Origin of the sequence: Hoyosella levis, from assembly GCF_026008515.1 — a bacterium.
Classification (GTDB): domain Bacteria; phylum Actinomycetota; class Actinomycetes; order Mycobacteriales; family Mycobacteriaceae; genus Lolliginicoccus; species Lolliginicoccus levis.
Window position 1 is genome coordinate 165,125 of record NZ_BQYM01000005.1, and the last position, 17,481, is coordinate 182,605.

The window sequence follows — 17,481 nt, forward strand, 5'->3', positions numbered from 1 at the left end:
ATTGTCCCCGCGCGAGCTCGTGATCCTCGGGACGGCCAGTGCTGTCCCCACGCGCCAGCGCAACCACAATGGGTACTTCGTGCGCTGGGGCCGGTCGGGCATCCTCCTCGACCCCGGCGAGGGCACCCAGCGGCAGATGTCGCACGCGGGCATCTCCGCGCATGACATCAACCAGGTGTGCATCACGCACTTCCACGGTGACCATTGCCTCGGCCTGCCGGGCATCATCCAGCGCATCGCGCGCGATGGCGTGCCGCACGAGGTGATGGTGGCCTACCCCGCGGCGGGGGAGCAGTACTACCAGCGCCTGCGGTGGGCGAGCGAGTTCCACCCCACGGAGATGATCCGGCCGCATCCGCTCGACGGTCCCGAGCCGCCCACGTTCGGTGATCCGCGGACGACGGCTTTGCCGCTGCTGCACAGCATCCCGGTCTACGGCTATCGCATCGCCGAGCCCGATAGCGTGCACATGCATGCCGAGGAGCTCGCCGCGATCGGGGTGGCCGGGCCGCGGGTCGGGCAGCTCAAGCAGCAGGGGCACCTCCAGCTCGATTCCGGACGCATCATCGAGCTAGCGGACTACTCCACCCCGCGACGGGGCGCCTCCCTGGCCTTCGTGATGGACACCGGCTGGTGCGACAATGCCATCGCTCTGGCGCGCGGCGTGGACACCCTCGTCATCGAGGCCACGTTCCTGTCCGCCGAGGAGCACATCGCGGCACGATACCGGCATCTCACCGCGCGGCAGGCTGGTCGCATCGCGTCGCTCGCGGGGGCGCGCAGGCTCGTGCTCACGCATTTTTCCCAGCGCTACGGGCTCGGTGCCATGCAGGCCTTCGAGGACGAGGCGCGGAACGAGTTCGACGGGCCGATCCACATCGCGCGCGATCTCGACGTCATCGCGCTGGACTAGCGGCGCTCAGGAATCGTCCGACTCCCGTGCTGATCTGCGCTCGCGCTCGCGGTTGGCGAACGCGGCCCGCTGGATCTCCGTGGTGTCCTCGGCGCTCGAGCCGAGCGCGCCGGCCACGGTTCCCATCGAGGTGGACAGCCACGCGAGCTTCGCGTAGTCCGCTAGCGATGCCGGTTCGCCCAGCGTGGTGCCGAAGTACTCCCAGGAAATGACGACGAGAGCGCCGATCATCGTAGCGATGTAGAGGCCCACATACATCAGGCTGACGCCCAGGCCCACGGTGAGCACGGTGGCGAGGTTGTAGACCGCGGCATGGGTGTGCTTGCCGCGGGAGCCAGGGGGATCCCAGAGCCGGTTGTAGGCGATGAGCCAGAGGGTCATCGCGACGATCGACATGGCGGTGATCAGGGTGAGCCTGGCGGGGTGGAGCGCGGTAGCCATCATCCAGATGCTGGAGAAGAAGATGCCGAAGGCGGCGGTCGCGGCCGCTGCGGCCATCGCGCTCGACAAGCTGGGAACCAGCCTCCACGGGCGGTTCACGCGGATCATTCCGAGCAGCACCCGTGGCCAGCGGGGGGCGCGTGCTCCGAAAGCGGTCCGCTGGCCCTCGGTCCCGGTCTGGAGGACTGTTGAAATGGCATCGGCAACCTTGCTCGCGTGCCTGGTGGCTCCTAGCCCGGGCAGGGAGATCAGTGCGGCGTCGGCACGGGATTCGATATCGATCGCGATGGGGCCGTTCTTGCCGAGGCGGGGCAGTTCGGTGACCCCGATGACGATGTCGGGCGCGTTGCCCTCGCCGGTCTCCGACGCGGTGCTGCTGAGGATGATCTCGCCGTCCTTGTCGAGGGGGAGCGAGCGGGTCGAGATCGTGATGTCGTAGTTCTCTGCCTCGAGCTGCTTCAAGGCCTCGTGAGAGGACCGGGTGGCAAGGCCTGGTTCTGCGAGTACCAGGACTCGCTTCGGATTGGTCGGGCTCATGCCCATGAAGCTACCCAAAACCAGGAGCGCCAAGCATGTAGTGATGCGCGCCATAGGGCCTTCGCGATGCATCTGGCCTGGTGAGCGTTGTTACCAGATTGTGCCCACATCAATTGTGCCAATGAACATTGACATGTTTGCCTGGGCGGCTTACCGTCAGAAGCGTCTCAAGTGAGACATGATGACCAAGATACTCTAAAGGGGTAATCATGACGCTTTCCATCGACGAAGCTGTGAAAGCCAGCCAGTACACCGACCTCCTCACTACCCTCTCCGAGGGGTCCACGCGCAAGCACTTCGACCCCTACGAGGACATCGCCTGGGACTCCGACGAGTATGCCGTCATCGCCGACGACCCCCGCTGGATCCTCCCCAAGGCCGATCCGCTCGGCCGCCATCCCTGGTACCTCGCGCAGCCCCGCGAGAAGCAGATCGCCATGGGCATGTGGCGCCAGGCCAACATCATGAAGGTCGGCCTTCACTTCGAGAACGTCCTTATCCGCGGCATCATGCACTACGCGTTCATGCTGGATAACGGCAACCCGGAGTTCCGCTACGTCACCCACGAGGCGGGCGAGGAATGCAACCACACCCTGATGTTCCAGGAAGGCGTCAACCGTATCGGCGCGGACGTCCCCGGCATGACCGGCCTGCTCCGCAAGCTCGTGCCGCTCGTCGGCATAGCCGTGCGCATCTACCCCGAGTGGTTCTTCACCTTCGTCCTCGGTGGCGAGGAGCCCATCGACCACGTGCAGAAATCGATCCTGCGCGCGGGCGGCGAGCTCCACCCCATGCTCGAGCGGGTCATGCAGATCCACGTGGCCGAGGAGGCCCGGCACATCTCGTTCGCGCACCAGTACCTCCTGCGCAACGTGCCCGCCCTCAACCCCGTCAAGAAGCACCTGCTCTCGGTGCTCTTCCCGGTCACGATGCGCTGGATGTGCGACATCATCGTCATCCCGCCGCAGCAGTTCGTAGACCGCTTCGAGATCCCCCGCTCCGTCATCAAGGAGCTCTACTGGGAGTCTCCGGAATCGAAGGAGACCCTGCGCGACATCTTCGGTGACGTGCGCGCCCTCGCCCGCGACGCCGGCCTGATGACCCCCGTGGCGAAGGCAGTCTGGAAGCTGTGCGGCATCGCCGGGCGGCCCACCCGCTACCGCAGCGAGCCCACCTCGGACCAAGCGATGGTCGCGAGCCTCACCCGGGCAGCGTGATCCGCGCATGCCCCATGTCGTCACGCAAGCGTGCTGCGCGGACGCGTCCTGCGTCTTCGCCTGCCCCGTCAACTGCATCCATCCCAGCCCCGACGAGCCCGACTTCCTCACGGCCGAGATGCTCCATATCGACCCGGAGTCCTGCGTCGACTGCGGGGCCTGCGTGGATGCCTGCCCGGTGGACGCCATCGTGCCCCACCGCAAGCTCGAGCCGCACCAGAAGGAGTTCGAGGAGATCAACGCGGCCTTCTACCAGCAGCCCCGGCCCCGAACCCCGCTCGCGCTGATCCCCATCTCGCCACGCAAGCAACCTTCGCCCGACCCGTTGCGCGTCGCCATCGTCGGCTCGGGGCCCGCCGCGATGTACGCCGCCGACGAGTTGCTCAAGCAGCGCGATGTGGCCGTCACCATGCTCGAGCGGCTTGCCCGCCCCTATGGCCTTGCCCGATACGGCGTCGCTCCCGACCATGAGGCAACCCGCAAGGTCGCGGACCTGTTCGACATCATCAGCGCGGACCGGAGGCTCGAGCAACGCTTCGGCGCGGAGCTTGGCACCAGCATCACGGATGCGGAGCTCCATGACTCCCATCACGCGGTGATCTACGCGACCGGCGCCTCCTCGGACCGCAGGCTCGGGATCCCCGGCGAGGACCTGCCGGGCAGCGTGGCCGCCACCGACTTCGTTGCTTGGTACAACGGCCACCCCGACCACGCTGACCGCGACTTCCCCCTCGACCACGAGCGGGTCGTCATCGTCGGCAACGGCAACGTCGCCCTAGACATGGCGCGCATCCTCACCACTGACCCCGACAAGCTCGCCCGCACGAGCATCGCGCCGCACGCTCTCGAGGCACTGCGATCCAGCGCTGTGCGCGAGGTCGTCATCCTCGGGCGCCGCGGGCCAGCGCAGGCCGCCTACACTCTGCCCGAGCTGCTCGGCCTCGCGCGAAAGCACCCCGCTCGCCTCGTCATCGACAAGCAGGAGCTCCACATCGATGCGGCCACCGAGCTGCAGCGCAACAACGGAACGCTCGCGTCGGCCACCGAGCGCAAGCTCGAGATCGCCGAGGAGATCGCGCTCACCGTGCAGGATCCCGGACCGGAGGAGCGTCGCATCGTGCTGCGCTACCTGACCGCGCCGCAAGCGATCAATGGTGGCGAGCGGGTCACTAGCATCACCGCCGAGCGCAACGCTCTCATCGAGCAGGAGGGGCGGGTCATGGCCGTCGGCACCGGCCACACCGAGGCCATCAGCACCGGTCTGGTCATCCGCTCGGTCGGCTACCGCGGGAGCGCGCTGCCCGGCGTGCCCTTCGATGAAGCGCGTGGAATCATCCCCAACATCGAGGGTCGCGTCACCGAGACCAACGGAACGCCCCGGCGTGGCACCTATGTCACCGGCTGGATCAAGCGCGGGCCATCCGGGTTCATCGGCACCAACAAGACCTGCGCGAAGGAAACCGTTGACAACCTGATCGAGGATTACAACAACGGGATTCTCCACGGAGCAGTGCGCCGCTAGCCCCGTCCGCGCTGCCGTGATTGAGTTGCTGCATGATCACTGCTGTCCTGTTCGACGTCCAAGGCACTGCCACGGACTTCCACACCACCGTCACCGAGGCATGCGGCTCGGTACTGGGCGCTGCGCCCACGGAGGCTGGCTGGGGCGGATTCGTCAATGCGTGGCGGGCCCTGTACTTCGAGGCGCTCACCGATCTCGCGGGGCACGACGGCGACTGGATCAGTGTCCACTCGGTCTATCGGACGGCTCTCGACGAGTTGCTGCACGAGCATCGGCTCGAGGCGACCGACGACCAGCGGGAGCAGCTCGCGCGCTCCTGGCAGCGGCTCGAGCCGTGGCCCGATGTCATCGACGGCGTGCGTGCCCTCAATGAGCACGCCATCACCGCCACGCTCTCCAATGCGGACGTTTCCGCGGTGGTGGGCATCGCCCGGCATTCACGGATCCCGTGGACAGTGCTCCTCGCGGCGGAGATGTTCGGCACCTTCAAGCCCGACCCGCGGGTGTACCTCGGGGCTGCCCGCTACCTGGGCGTGCCACCGCGCGAGATCCTCATGGTGGCAAGCCACAAGTACGATCTCCACGCCGCGCGATCGCTCGGGTTCCGCACCGCCTTCGTGGCACGGCCTGATGAACATGGGCCGGGCGCGGAGGTGGATGTCGCGCCGGAGGCGGTGTTCGACGCCAACGTCACGAGCTTTGGCGAGCTAGCGGACTGGGTGGCGAGCAACCGCTAGAACAGGTGATCATGCTCGTTCCCGCCATTGCCGTGGCGCCGGGGCAGGCAGGGCTGGGAGATCCCTGCCGAGATCAGCGAGAACGCGATAGTGACCGTGACGACGACCAGCAGCTCGATAAGGGTGAGCGCGGTGACATTGCCCGCGCGGGCGGTAGCGAGCGCGGAGAGCGCCACTCCGGTACCGATGAGGACGGTCGCGGCCACCGCAGCGGTGTAGCGCCGCCGCCATGCGAAGCCGGTGGGGGAGGGGCGCCGGGATTCGAGCCGCAGCGCGAGCGTCGCTCCCACGGTCGCGAATGCCCCGGCCCCCAGCCCGATGGCCATGCCCAGCGGGATCGCCGTCGCCCATTCACCCAGCCCGGACCCGCGCATGGCGATGCCGCCGATGACGCCCGCGACCGCATGAACGGCGAGCAGGCAGAGCGCGAGTCGGGATGTCATGCGGATCGTCAGGCGTCGGCGCGAGTAGTCGTGGCCTCGACTCGTGGCTTCTCGTAGCGGCGCGCGATGATCATGATCGCGAGGACAGTGATCGCGCCAATGGCCATGAGGGCGAAGGTGATAGGAACATCACCGCTGGGCGCGAGGAGCTCCCGGCTATCGGTCTGCCAGGGCCACAGGGCGCGGAGCGAACCGAGCAGCAGGCCCGTCATCACCACCATGGTCAGGTGGTGGTAGTGCTCGAGCAGCCACTGGAGGAGCTTGACGAACACGGAGAGCCCGAGGAAGGCGCCAAGAGCGAAGTAGAAGATGTAGCCGAGATCGCCGTCGTTCACCGCATCGAGGGTGGTGGTGTAGAGGCCCATGGCGAGCAGCATGAACGAGCCGGAGACGCCCGGCAGCACGAGCGCATTGATGGCGATGGCCGCGGCGCCCATGATGATCAGCGGGCTCGGGTCGGACGCGCTGCCCTCCGGGAAGCCGGTGAGGAAGAACGCGGCTACAGCGGCGGCGAGCGCGACGACATAGTTCATGGCGCTCCAGCGCCGACCGGTGTGGGTATAGGGCACCCAGATGGAGGCGAGCACGAGACCGAAGAAGACGGCGAAGGATCGTTGCGGATGCTCCTCGACGAGGGGCGCGAGGATTCTCGCGGCGATCAGCAGCATCGCGACCATGCCGGCGAGCACGGCGATGATCATGATCCAGTCGACCTTGCGCAGCTCGGCCATGGCACGTCCTGGCCCCTGGCCGCGGGGGATGTCCGAGACGGCGAGGCGGAGCCCGCTCACGGTATGCCCCGCGGAGAGGATCAACCGGTCATACAGGCCGGTGATGAGAGCGACCGTGCCGCCGCTGACTCCGGGGATCACCTCGGCGGTGCCCATGAGGCCGCCGCGGACAACGTTGAGCACATGCGTGCTAGGAGCATTCGCCATGTGTAATAGGGTAAGCGGCCCGGCAGGGGATCAGCGTGTGATCCGCATTGCACGGGCCGCGTCGCTTCCGAGCGGGGCGACCCTATCCGGTGACGGCGGCGAGGCCGGTAGGGGTGTTGCCGAGCCGCGCGGAGACGATCTCCTCCGAAGCGAGGTCAACGGCGTGGATCGTGTCGCTGCTGGGATCACTCACGTAGGCGGTGCCGCCCTGGACGTGCAGCATGGGCAGCGGGTCCTTCCAGGACTCGGGAGCCTCCCAGGAGTCGATGACGGGGATGGCGCGGATCAGCTCGCCGGTCGCGGGGTCGAGCACGTGGATCGCGCCGTCCGTGCCGAGGACCAGCGCATGGCCATCGGCGTCGCGGGCGAGGGAGCGCGAGGTGTATTCGGTACCGAGCTCAACGGTGCGGATGCTCATGCTGGCGGTATCGACGAGCGCGACAGTGGTGAGGGGCCCGTTCTCGGTCTCGCGATAGTCGGTGAGCACGATGGGGGAGCTGTCCTGGCCCGCGGCGGTGCCGATGCGACCTGGCTCGGTGGGACTGGGGATCTTGGCAAAGGCGCCGTCGCGGTGGACCAGCACGCCGTCCTGGCAGCCCACGAGAAAGGCTTCCTGCGCCGCAGTGGCCTCGCCGTGCACGCCGGGGCAGTTCTCGTCGCGGTAGAGCTCGGTGCCGTCGGGAGCCTGGGCGAGGAGCCCGGTGCGCTGCTCGGAGTCGCCGATGCTGATGATGCGCTCGCCCGAGGACAGCTCGATGGCCACGCCGTGGTGTGCCTCGGGCGCGGAGTACTCGAGGGTGGCGGGAGCATCCTTGCCGAGGTCGGTTGCCGCGAGGGACCGGATCCCGCCGCTGGCGTCGTCGAACAGGATGATCCGCCCTGCGTGGGTGACCACGTGGGCGGGCTTGCCCGCGTCGAACGATGTCTCGATCAGCCGCGGCTCGCTGGTGTAGTAGTGGCCGTGGTCGCCGTGGCCGTCGGTCCAGGTGCCCAGGTCGAGGACGCGGAACTGGTCAGCGGTGGAAACGATGGCATGGCGCCCATCGCCGGCTGGCTTGATGGCCGCGAGATCGTCGATGGTGATGGTGCCGACAGTCTCCAGCGTGGTGGCATCGAGCACGGTGACGCCGGTGGGGCTCGCGACGGCGAGGCGTGGGGTCGGGGAATCCTGCTCGGACTTGCTGCTCGCGGCGGGAGCTGAGGACACGGCCGAGGCAGTGCTGGTTGATCCTGGGCTGGCTGATCCCGGGCTGGCTGATCCTGGGCTAGCTGGTGCTGGAGGCTCGGTGCTGGTGCCGCAGGCGCTGAGGGCAAGACCGCTTGCGGCGAGGAGGGGCAGTGCTGATCGGAGTCGCATAGCTGCTAATGATAATCATAACCGTCAAGCTGTCGCGAACAGGCTTGCCACGAACCCCGCGAACAGCACCGCGAAGCCGCCGATCTCGGCCACGATCAAAGCGATCATGAAGCCATGCAGCCCTCGCACCGGGCTGTCGAACTGGTTCGTCGTATCCCGCAGCCAGCCATGCACCACGTACGAGGCGATCGCGCCGACGAAGAACACCAGCACCGCCAGCACCGCCACCGCATTGACCCACGACGGCCAGATGCTCAGCTCCGCGAACACAGCCAGCAGCAACGATGCGAACGAGTACAGCAGCGCCGCCCGGTGCGCGATGTCGACGTACGGATGCGCCGCATGCTCTGGCGAGCGCGCGATCTGCACGTACTTCCACACCCCGAGCAGCAGGGCCCACAGGAATATCGCTCCCGCGGCGAGCAGTGCGATTCTTGTCTCCAGCGCCAGTGCCATATCCACAAGGTCATTGTCTCACCCGCTAGGCTCTACAGGTCACGCAAGAGGCGCACGGAGAGGGAACACCAGGTGATCATCGGTACACCGCTGAGCGACGGAGCGACCCGCGTCATGCTGCTCGGCGCAGGCGAGCTCGGCAAGGAAGTCATCATCGCGTTCCAGCGCCTCGGCGTCGAGGTCATCGCCGTGGATCGCTATGCCAAGGCGCCCGGCCACCAGGTCGCCCACCGCTCGCATGTCATCGACATGACGGACAGGGACGCGCTGCTCGCGCTGATCAAGCACGAGAAGCCGCACTACGTCGTTCCCGAGATCGAAGCCATCGCTACCGACGCCCTCGCCGAAGCCGTGGCCAGCGACATCACCGAGGTCATCCCCACCGCCCGCGCGACCCAGCTCACCATGAACCGCGAAGGCATCCGCCGCCTCGCCGCCGAGGAGCTCGGCCTGCCCACCTCGCCCTATGCCTTCGCCGACACCTACGACGAGCTTGCTGCCGCCACCGAGCGCATCGGCTACCCCTGCGTGGTCAAGCCGATCATGTCCTCCTCCGGCAAGGGCCAATCCGTCGTCCACGACGCTGACGGCCTCGAATCCGCGTGGGAGTACGCCCACGCCGGCGGCCGTGTCCACAACAATCGCGTCATCGTCGAGGGATTCGTCGACTTCGACTACGAGATCACCCTCCTCACCGTGCGATCAACCCATTCCGGCGCCATCACCACCTCCTTCTGCGCGCCCATCGGGCACCGCCAGGTCGCCGGTGACTATGTCGAGTCCTGGCAGCCCCACCCCATGAGCGATGCAGCGCTCTCCGCTGCCGAGGGCGTCGCCGCGAGTATCACCGCCGCGCTCGGTGGTCGCGGCGTCTTTGGCGTCGAGCTGTTCGTCAAGGGCGACGAGGTCTACTTCTCCGAGGTCAGCCCGCGCCCGCATGACACCGGTCTCGTCACTCTTGCCACCCAGCGGCTATCCCAGTTCGAGCTGCATGCCCGCGCGGTGCTCCGGCTCCCCGTTGACACCACCCTGCTCAGCCCGGGCGCTTCCGCGGTCATCTACGGTGGCGTCGATGCGCGCGCTATCCAGTTCCAGGGCGTCGACGAGGCGCTCGCGATTCCTGGCACCGATATCCGGTTGTTCGGCAAGCCCGTGAGCTTCGAGAACCGGCGCATGGGCGTCGCCGTTGCTGTGGCCGGCACCATTGACGAGGCCCGCGAGAACGCCACCAAGGCTGCCTCCTGCGTCACCGCTGTCACCCCGTAGCTGGTTCTCGCGTCGCCAGGGCTTCTCATCGCCAGTGTGCGATTTCCGTCAGCCTTCGCGGAGAATCTGTCGTTTCTCGCACACGCGCGGATCCATGGCTGGCGAGCGGGGCACACTTCCTGGGCAGAGTCCGATGCTGTGCTGCGGCAGCGCCACCCGAATGTGATGTGAATCACAGCTAGGGGTGGAACCATTCGACGGCGTCCAGCATCTGTCTCGTGTGAAAGGGATGATCCTGGCTGCGATCCGGCGGCCAACGCGGAGGTGCCATGCATGACTCGGAACTCGTAGCGGATACCGGTGCGCTCACCGCGCTGGCAGCCGAGGTCGAGCGCTGCGCTGGTGACGTCGGTTCGATCGACTTCGGCGTGGGCGCGCCGCCTGGGCTCGCTGGCTCGGGGCTTGATGCGGCAATCGCGGAGATCGTCGATGCGTCTGTCGCGGTGCGGGAAACACATGTGGATGCGTTGCGCAGCCACGGTCGGCGCATCGCCGCTGCTTGTGACGGCTACGACGCAGCCGAGACGGCATCCGCGCAACGGCTCCTGGGGGCGTGGCCATGAGCTCGGTCACCGTGTCGCGCGCACGGGCCCTGGCCTGGGAAGCCCTGGAGCATCACGCAGCGCTGTACGAGTCAGCCGCATCCTCCCTCGTGGCGTATTCCGATGCAGCGCTCGACGCGTTCGACGTCGTGCATCCACCGAGCTGGGATGGCGCCGCCGCTCGGCTGGCACGCGAACGCTTCATCGAGCAGCGGGCGTCGGGCCGCGCATCGGCAACGGACTTCGAGACAGCGGCCGCGGCAATGCGCCAGGTCGCGCGCACCATGCGGACGGAGCAATCAGCCGCGATGAGCACTGTGGGCGCAGCGATCATGGACGGTTTTGATGTCAGTGACTCATGGGGCGTGACCGCCCCGCAGGGGGCTAGCCTGCCGGAGGAGCGCGCGGTCAAGCTGGCGCACCATCAGGAGCAGGTGAGTGCCGCCGCGAACGCGTTCCACGCATCTCTCGCGAGATCGATCGAGTCCTTGCGCGGCGCAATGCCCCAGCGGAAGTCCCCGGCAGGGGAATCCAGTGGCGGGGATCGTGCACCCGGACCTCCTGCGAATGGTTCGGCGAAGCAGAACCGCGATTACTGGGACGCGCTCACCGAGCAGCAGCGGACGTGGGTGCTCGAGGAGCATCCGGAGTGGATCGGCGATCTTGATGGCGTGCCGTCGGGCGTGCGGCATGAGGCGAACGTCGCGCAGATCGATAGCGAGCGCGCGCGCCTCGAGAGCCAGCGCAAGGACCTGGTCGGGGAGCTCGACGGCAACATGCTCGGCGGGGTGCTCTCTAACGCTGACGCGGAGCTCTGGTACACCGAGCGCAAGCTGGAAGACCTCGCCACGATCAAGGAACTGCTCAAGGACTATCCGGATGGCCGGTTGATGCTGCTCGATATGCGATCAGGGGAACGGGGCATGGCAGCGTTCGCGGTCGGGGACCCAGACAAGGCTGACCATGTCTCGGTCGCGACGCCTGGTTTCACCACCAACATCGCCGATTCCTTCGAGGGCATGGTCAAGGAGACGGCAAGCCTGCAGCGCGAAGCTGAACGGCAGCTGTTCAACAATGGCAAGGGCGATGAGACTGTCGCCTCGATCGCATGGCTTGGATACGAGCCACCACAGAATGACGGCCCCGGCTGGGCGGACATGCCTGTCAGCTTCACCGATGTCGCGCAGAGCGACCATGCCAAGGAGGGCGCGGCGAAGCTCGCATCCTTCTATGACGGGATCGCGGCGGCATCCGAGCAGGATGACCCACATATCACCGCGCTCGGCCACTCCTACGGCTCATACACGACAGGGCTCGCGTTGCAGGACCCTAGCCCGGGGCAGCCCGTCGATGACGCGGTGTTCTACGGCTCGCCAGGCATCAACGCCAGCGACGAGAAGGACCTCGGCCTCAAGGAAGGACACGCGTACGTCATGGAGGCCGAAGGGGTGTGGAGCTTCATGGGCGGCGACGGAGATGCGATCGGTGATCTCGGCAACTTCGGCACATTTGGCCCCGACCCCACCGAGGCTGGCTTCGAGCAACTGTCCACCGACGAATCGATCACCCCCGATGGCATCGAGCGCGAGCACTCGACCGGTCACAGTGAGTATTCCCGCATGGGAACGAATGGGGAGCTGAGAACATCGGGCTACAACATGGCTGTCATTGTCGGCGGTCTCCCGGATCAGGTGGTGCGCAGATGAAGCGATCAGCCAGGCTAGCGATGGCTCTGCCGATCGTGGCGATCGCCATGGCCGTGAGCGGATGCGGAGGCATCATGGACAACCCTTACAACCATTCCGACGAAGAGATCGCCCAGGCCGCCGAGCTGATGCGCGATCTGCCGACGCTCGAGGAGACCGAGGCCACGATGGTCGCGGTGGTCGACGAGATCAAGGCCGCTGCGACCGCCATCAACCCGGCGCTGCGGTGGGAGGAATCCCGGCCGAGACGCGCCGAGGGGTGCGGCGGCGCGTTCGCGAGGACGGACGGCTCCAGCGTGCGCATGCCCTTGTGGGGATCGCAGGCTCCCATCCCCGATGCGGACTGGCCGGAGATCCTCGCCGCCGCCCGTGAGATCGCCGCGAGAGCGGGCATCCACGATGTGAACGTCCGGGTCGACCAGCCGGGTGACCATGACGTCCTCCTCACCGGGGAGACCGGCAACCGGCTCCAGATCGGCACCAAGGTGGCGGCGAGCATCACCGGCGAGACGGGCTGCCGGTACAAGGCAGAGAGCATGCCTGCCGGGGAGCCACCGGCGTCGTAGGACTGGTAGCCCTGCTGGCACCGGGCAATCCGGTGCTCGGTGCACGCACCGGACGTGGCGCGCATCATCGCTGGCAGGCAGGCCGACCGGCTACCGTATGCCGCATGAACCTGCTAGGCGAGCTTATCGTCGCTCTCGTCATCATCATCGGCATCATCGGTACCGTGCTGCCGATCCTGCCCGGCGTGATCGTCATCTTCGGCGCAGTGCTGGCCTGGGCCATCTTCGAGGGCACGACGCTCGGCTGGATGATCTTTCTCATGGTCACGGGATTCATCGTCATCACGGGGGTGCTGCAGTACACCTGGCCGGGGAGGTCCCTACGCGATGCAGGAATCCCTACCCGGTCCATCGTGGTCGGGCTCGTCCTCGCTGTGGTCGGGTTCTTCGTCATCCCCGTCATTGGCCTGTTCATCGGCTTCATCGGGGGCACGTTCCTCGCCGAGACAGCCCGCGTCCGCCAAGCCGATGCGGCGTGGAATGCCACAGTGCATGCCACCAAGGCAGTCGTGCTCTCCACGCTGATCCAGCTCCTCGGAGCACTGGCCGCAGGTGCTACCTGGGCGATCGGCGCCTGGGTGCTGTAGGCCCCCAGGCTCCCGGCCCACTGCGGTCCCACCCCGCTGCGATCCCACCCCACTGCGATCCCGGCCCGCTGCGATCCCACGAATGCTCCACGCAGCACAGCAGCCCCCGGTGGATCCGTGGGGATCGCGGCCGGGGGCTGCTGTGCAGGATCGTGCTATTCCTCGTCAGTGACGCCGCTGGCGCGGAGCATCTCGTCGCGCTCGACGACCTTGATGCGGGGGCGCCCGTGCGGCTCGCCAAGAGCCTTCTCGTGAGCATCGAGCCGGTACCAGCCATCCCAGGTGGTGAACGGGACGCCCTTGCTGGTGAGGTGGTCGGTGATCGCGTCCTCGCGGGGATCGGTGGGCTCGGGCAGCGTCGGCATGTCCTCGAGGAGGCAGGCGATGGTCTCGTTCGCATCGCCCTTGGTGTGGCCGATCAAACCGATGGGGCCACGCTTGATCCAGCCGGTGACATAGATGCCGGGCAAGGCCTGGCCATCGTCGCCGGTGACGCGACCGGCCTCGTTGGGCACGGTGCCGGCCTGCTCGTCGAAGGGCAGCTTCGCGATGTTCTCCGACAGGTAGCCGACGGCGCGGTACACGGCCTGGACATCCCAGTCGGTGTACGTGCCGGTGCCGCGGACATTGCCGGTGCCGTCGAGCTCGGTGCGCTCGGTGCGTAGTCCGGTGACCTTGCCGTCGGCTCCGAGGATCTCGGTGGGGCTCTCGAAGAAGTGCAGGTAGATCTTGTTCGGCAGGCCCTTGGGATCGCGGATCGCGTAGTCCTGGATGATGTTGGCGACCTGGTCGACGATCTTCGACGAGCGCCGCGCGATCTCGGAGGCCTCGTCGTAATCGATATCGATCGGGTCAACGATCACATCGACGTTGGGGGAGTGCGCGAGCTCCTTGAGCTCGAGCGGGGTGAACTTGGCCTGGGCGGGGCCGCGGCGGCCGAACACGTGGACCTCGCGGGCCTTGGAGGCGCTCAATCCCTCGTAGACATTGTGGGGGATCTCGGTCTCGAGCAGTTCGTCGGCAGTCTTGGCGAGCACGCGAGCCACATCGAGGGCGACGTTGCCAACGCCGAGGACGGCGACCTTCTCGGCCTCGAGGGGCCATTCGCGGGGCACGTCGGGGTGGCCGTCGTACCAGGACACGAAGTCGGCGGCGCCGTAGGAGCCATCGAGGTCGATGCCGGGGATCCCCAGGGCGCGGTCGGCGTTGGCGCCAGTGGCGAAGATGACCGCGTCGTAGAGGGAATGCAGCGTGGGCAGGTCGATGTCAGTGCCGTAGTCGACGTTGCCGAATAGCCGGACCTCAGGCTTGTCGAGCACCTTGTGCAGCGCCGTGATGATGCCCTTGATTCGGGGATGATCGGGCGCGACGCCATACCGGATCAGCCCGAAGGGGGCGGGCATGCGCTCGAAGATGTCGATGCTGACCCCCCGTTCAGCCGCGGCGTCTGATTTCATCAAGGCGTCAGCGGCATAGATGCCGGCGGGGCCGGACCCGACGATTCCAACTCGCAACGGCCGATTCTGGTCAGTCATCAGAAGCGCTTAACCTCATTCTGGGGTGGACAGTCGAGTGTCCAGTGTAGATTAGAAATTCCGGCACTGGTAAGCCTGCTCTAACCTGCTAGGTGCCCGGCCCCCTCCTGAGCCGCTGGCTGCATATGCCTGCCAGTGTGCGCGCGAGCCCCCCGGTATGGAACTCTGTAGGGGTGAGCTACGCAGGTGACATCAGCCCCGAGCAGGCATGGCAGATGCTCGAGAACGATCCCGAGGCAGTCCTCGTCGACGTCCGCACCCAGGCCGAGTGGAACTATGTGGGTGTGCCCGATGTCTCATCGCTGGGCAAGCGGACCGTCTTCGTCGAGTGGGTCGGTTTCCCCACTGGCGCGCGCAACGCGGACTTCCTCCACGATCTCGCCGCCGCCGGCATCCACCCTGGCCAGCCGCTGGTGTTCCTCTGCCGGTCGGGCCAGCGCTCCATCGGTTCGGCGCAGCTCGCTACCTCCGCGGGCCTCGGCCCTGCCTTTAACGTCCTGGACGGGTTCGAGGGCGCCATCGACGACCAGGGTCATCGCGGTCATCGCGGCTGGCGCGCCCTTGGCCTGCCGTGGAGGCAGTCATGAGCCTCCCGCCGCAGCGTCCGCTGCCCGGGAGCGTCCGCCCCGAGACCATTGGCGTGCGTGGTGGCCTCGCGCGGTCCGGCTACGAGGAGACCGCCGAGGCGCTCTATCTCACGTCCGGCTATGTGTATGAGTCCGCCGGTGCCGCCGAGCAGGCCTTCATCGATGGTGATCGCTTCGTCTATTCCCGCTATGGCAATCCCACCGTCGCGATGTTCGAGGAGCGGCTGCGCCTCATGGACGGTGCCGAGGCATGCTTCGGCACGGCGAGCGGCATGGCGGCGGTCTTCGTGGCGCTCGGCGCGCTGCTGAAGGCCGGCGACCGGCTCGTGGCGGCCCGCAGCCTGTTCGGCTCCTGCTTCGTGGTGTGCAACGAGATCCTTCCCCGATGGGGCATCGAGACGGAGTTCGTCGACGGCGAGGACCTCGATCAGTGGGAGCAGGCGCTCGCGAAGCCGACCGCTGCCGTGTTCTTCGAGACGCCGGCCAACCCGATGCAGGCACTCGTGGATGTGCAGCGGGTCGCTGAGCTCGCCCACGCTGCCGGGGCGAAGGTCGTGCTCGACAATGTCTTCGCGACCCCGTTGCTGCAGCGGGGCTTCGAGCTCGGCGCGGACGTGGTGGTGTACTCCGGCACCAAGCACATCGATGGCCAGGGCCGGGTCCTGGGCGGCGCGATCCTGGGGCCCAAGGACTACATCGACGGCCCCGTTCAGACACTGATGCGCCATACCGGTCCCGCGCTGAGCCCGTTCAACGCGTGGGTGATGCTCAAGGGCCTCGAGACGCTGGGCATCCGCATCAAGCAGCAGAACGAGGCTGCCCATCGCATCGCCGAGTTCCTCGACGAGCACCCCGCCACCCGCTGGGTTCGCTACCCCTTCCTGCCCTCGCACCCGCAGTACGAGCTCGCGAAGCGGCAGATGCTCGGCGGCGGCACCGTGGTGACGTTCGAGCTCGATGCCGAGGATGGCAAGGCGCGCGCCTTCGAGGTGCTCGACAAGCTGCGGATCATCGATATCTCCAACAACCTCGGCGATTCGAAGACCCTGATCACCCACCCCGCCACCACCACCCACCGCGCCATGGGGCCCGAGGGACGCGCGACCGTCGGCATCACCGACGGCGTGGTCCGCATCTCCGTGGGGCTCGAGCACGTCGACGACCTCATCGAGGACCTGCAGCAAGCACTCGCGTGAACGGGGACGGCGTCGGCTTCAGCGGTCAGCGTGGTTCCCGGCTCTCCTAGCGCAGGGAGTCTCTAGCTCGGGGAGCTCCCAGTAGGAGCCGAGCTGGCGGTCGAGCCATTCCGGGTACTTCGATAGCCCGCCCACCGGGTATGGGGTGGTCTCGCCGAACCAGATCTCGCCATCGAGCTCATACAGGTCGACGCGCAGGAAATCGAACCCGTGGGCGATCTCCGAGGCCAGCGCGAGCATGGCATCGAGGCGGCGCGGCCGGGGCATGTCGGGCCCGGCGGGGGTAGCGACCGGCACTTCCTGGCGCACCCAGTCCGGCGTGTAGTAGTTGACCGTGAGCTGGTCATGTCGATTGGCCTCCACGACGATGAAGCGTGGAACGCCGTGGAAAACCAGGAACTTGTAGTCCGGGGGCAGGGTTGTGCCGTCGCCAAGCCGTTCCTCGAAGACAAACCGCGGAGTCGCGAACTGGTAGGCCCATTCGCCCAGCACGGTCCAGTTCGGCTGGTGCATCCATCCGCGGGTCTGGTTCAGGAGCTCATCAGTATCGGGCGGTCCCGTGCCCTCGATGATCTGCTGGGATCGGTGCGCGGGCTTGAGCACCCACGGGCATTCCCACGTTTCCTGTGGTGCGTGCCGTGCTTGCTCCAGGGAGCGCCCCGACCACAGGGTGCGGGGTATGCAGATGCTCCCTCCGAGCCGCTCGCGCACGATGTCCTTCATGGCTACCTTGTCGCAGGTGGGCTTGAGGAGTTCGCGCCGATCATGGACTATCCGCCAGTTCACCTTGTGCGTGAAGAGCTCAGGGGACCTGAGGTTGGCCATCCGCCCATTGTGAGTGGCCGCATACATCAGCTGCCGTCGCATCGCTAGCGGCATCGCCCCGAGCGCATGCCCAAGGGCTGTGTTTGTGGCACGGCGGGCCTGCCCGGCTC

The 17,481-nt window shown here is 67.0% G+C and carries 18 protein-coding genes; 11 read left to right on the top strand and 7 right to left on the bottom strand.

Annotated elements, in window-relative coordinates:
• Position 1: 1 nt before the first annotated feature.
• Entirely contained in the window at positions 2-913 is a 912-nt protein-coding gene (locus tag QC765_RS07330; protein WP_278313783.1) for a ribonuclease Z, read from the top strand.
• A 6-nt stretch (positions 914-919) separates the two neighbouring features.
• Here the strand turns inward: QC765_RS07330 and QC765_RS07335 are convergent, their stop codons facing one another.
• Entirely contained in the window at positions 920-1,891 is a 972-nt protein-coding gene (locus tag QC765_RS07335; protein ID WP_278313784.1) for a COX15/CtaA family protein, read from the bottom strand.
• Positions 1,892-2,100: 209 nt separating this feature from the next.
• On the opposite strand from QC765_RS07335, the gene QC765_RS07340 reads away from it, so the two are divergent.
• The 3 genes from QC765_RS07340 to QC765_RS07350 are packed head-to-tail and all read left to right on the top strand — an operon-like array spanning position 2,101 to position 5,367.
• Positions 2,101-3,108, top strand: coding sequence for an AurF N-oxygenase family protein (locus tag QC765_RS07340; RefSeq protein WP_278313785.1), 1,008 nt, complete (start codon positions 2,101-2,103; stop codon positions 3,106-3,108).
• A gap of 7 nt (positions 3,109-3,115) precedes the next feature.
• The gene (locus QC765_RS07345; RefSeq protein WP_278313786.1) at positions 3,116-4,630 is read left to right on the top strand and encodes an FAD-dependent oxidoreductase; all 1,515 of its coding nucleotides are present in this window, start codon (positions 3,116-3,118) and stop codon (positions 4,628-4,630) included.
• A 32-nt stretch (positions 4,631-4,662) separates the two neighbouring features.
• Entirely contained in the window at positions 4,663-5,367 is a 705-nt protein-coding gene (locus tag QC765_RS07350; RefSeq protein WP_278313787.1) for a haloacid dehalogenase type II, read from the top strand.
• Here QC765_RS07350 and QC765_RS07355 read toward each other — a convergent pair.
• The 4 genes from QC765_RS07355 to QC765_RS07370 form a co-directional block, all read right to left on the bottom strand.
• On the bottom strand, positions 5,364-5,810 hold the full coding sequence (locus tag QC765_RS07355; RefSeq protein WP_278313788.1) for a hypothetical protein: 447 nt from the start codon (positions 5,808-5,810) through the stop codon (positions 5,364-5,366). The genes QC765_RS07350 and QC765_RS07355 overlap by 4 nt on opposite strands.
• 8 nt (positions 5,811-5,818) lie before the next feature.
• Positions 5,819-6,748, bottom strand: a complete 930-nt coding sequence (locus tag QC765_RS07360) for a DUF368 domain-containing protein (protein ID WP_278313789.1) — start codon at positions 6,746-6,748, stop codon at positions 5,819-5,821.
• An 82-nt stretch (positions 6,749-6,830) separates the two neighbouring features.
• Positions 6,831-8,105 carry a beta-propeller fold lactonase family protein gene (locus QC765_RS07365; protein WP_278313790.1) on the bottom strand — a complete coding sequence of 425 codons (1,275 nt, stop codon included), beginning with the start codon at positions 8,103-8,105 and terminating at the stop codon, positions 6,831-6,833.
• Between the two features lie 24 nt (positions 8,106-8,129).
• Entirely contained in the window at positions 8,130-8,561 is a 432-nt protein-coding gene (locus QC765_RS07370) for a hypothetical protein (protein ID WP_278313850.1), read from the bottom strand.
• Positions 8,562-8,633: 72 nt separating this feature from the next.
• Between QC765_RS07370 and purT the strand changes: the two genes are divergently transcribed.
• The 5 genes from purT to QC765_RS07395 all read left to right on the top strand — a co-directional run bounded on the left by purT (position 8,634) and on the right by QC765_RS07395 (position 13,228).
• The gene (purT, locus tag QC765_RS07375; RefSeq protein WP_278313791.1) at positions 8,634-9,827 is read left to right on the top strand and encodes a formate-dependent phosphoribosylglycinamide formyltransferase; all 1,194 of its coding nucleotides are present in this window, start codon (positions 8,634-8,636) and stop codon (positions 9,825-9,827) included.
• Positions 9,828-10,096: 269 nt separating this feature from the next.
• Positions 10,097-10,390 carry a hypothetical protein gene (locus QC765_RS07380; protein WP_278313792.1) on the top strand — a complete coding sequence of 98 codons (294 nt, stop codon included), beginning with the start codon at positions 10,097-10,099 and terminating at the stop codon, positions 10,388-10,390.
• Complete coding sequence (locus QC765_RS07385) at positions 10,387-12,075, top strand: alpha/beta hydrolase (protein WP_278313793.1); 1,689 nt, start codon at positions 10,387-10,389, stop codon at positions 12,073-12,075. The genes QC765_RS07380 and QC765_RS07385 overlap by 4 nt, the downstream gene beginning before the upstream one ends.
• Entirely contained in the window at positions 12,072-12,641 is a 570-nt protein-coding gene (locus QC765_RS07390; RefSeq protein WP_278313794.1) for an LppA family lipoprotein, read from the top strand. The genes QC765_RS07385 and QC765_RS07390 overlap by 4 nt, the downstream gene beginning before the upstream one ends.
• A gap of 104 nt (positions 12,642-12,745) precedes the next feature.
• Positions 12,746-13,228: a DUF456 domain-containing protein gene (locus QC765_RS07395; RefSeq protein WP_278313795.1), complete on the top strand. Its 483-nt coding sequence runs from the start codon at positions 12,746-12,748 to the stop codon at positions 13,226-13,228.
• 155 nt (positions 13,229-13,383) lie between these two features.
• Here QC765_RS07395 and QC765_RS07400 read toward each other — a convergent pair whose 3' ends face one another.
• Complete coding sequence (locus tag QC765_RS07400) at positions 13,384-14,763, bottom strand: FAD-dependent oxidoreductase (RefSeq protein WP_278313796.1); 1,380 nt, start codon at positions 14,761-14,763, stop codon at positions 13,384-13,386.
• 173 nt (positions 14,764-14,936) lie between these two features.
• On the opposite strand from QC765_RS07400, the gene QC765_RS07405 reads away from it, so the two are divergent.
• Both QC765_RS07405 and QC765_RS07410 read left to right on the top strand, forming a co-directional pair.
• A complete protein-coding gene (locus tag QC765_RS07405; RefSeq protein ID WP_278313797.1) occupies positions 14,937-15,350 on the top strand; it encodes a rhodanese-like domain-containing protein in 414 nt (137 codons plus the stop codon).
• Complete coding sequence (locus tag QC765_RS07410) at positions 15,347-16,546, top strand: O-succinylhomoserine sulfhydrylase (RefSeq protein WP_278313798.1); 1,200 nt, start codon at positions 15,347-15,349, stop codon at positions 16,544-16,546. Before QC765_RS07405 ends, QC765_RS07410 begins: the two co-directional genes overlap by 4 nt.
• An 18-nt stretch (positions 16,547-16,564) precedes the next feature.
• Here QC765_RS07410 and QC765_RS07415 read toward each other — a convergent pair whose 3' ends face one another.
• Positions 16,565-17,371, bottom strand: coding sequence for an ATP-grasp fold amidoligase family protein (locus QC765_RS07415; RefSeq protein WP_278313799.1), 807 nt, complete (start codon positions 17,369-17,371; stop codon positions 16,565-16,567).
• Positions 17,372-17,481 lie beyond the last annotated feature (110 nt).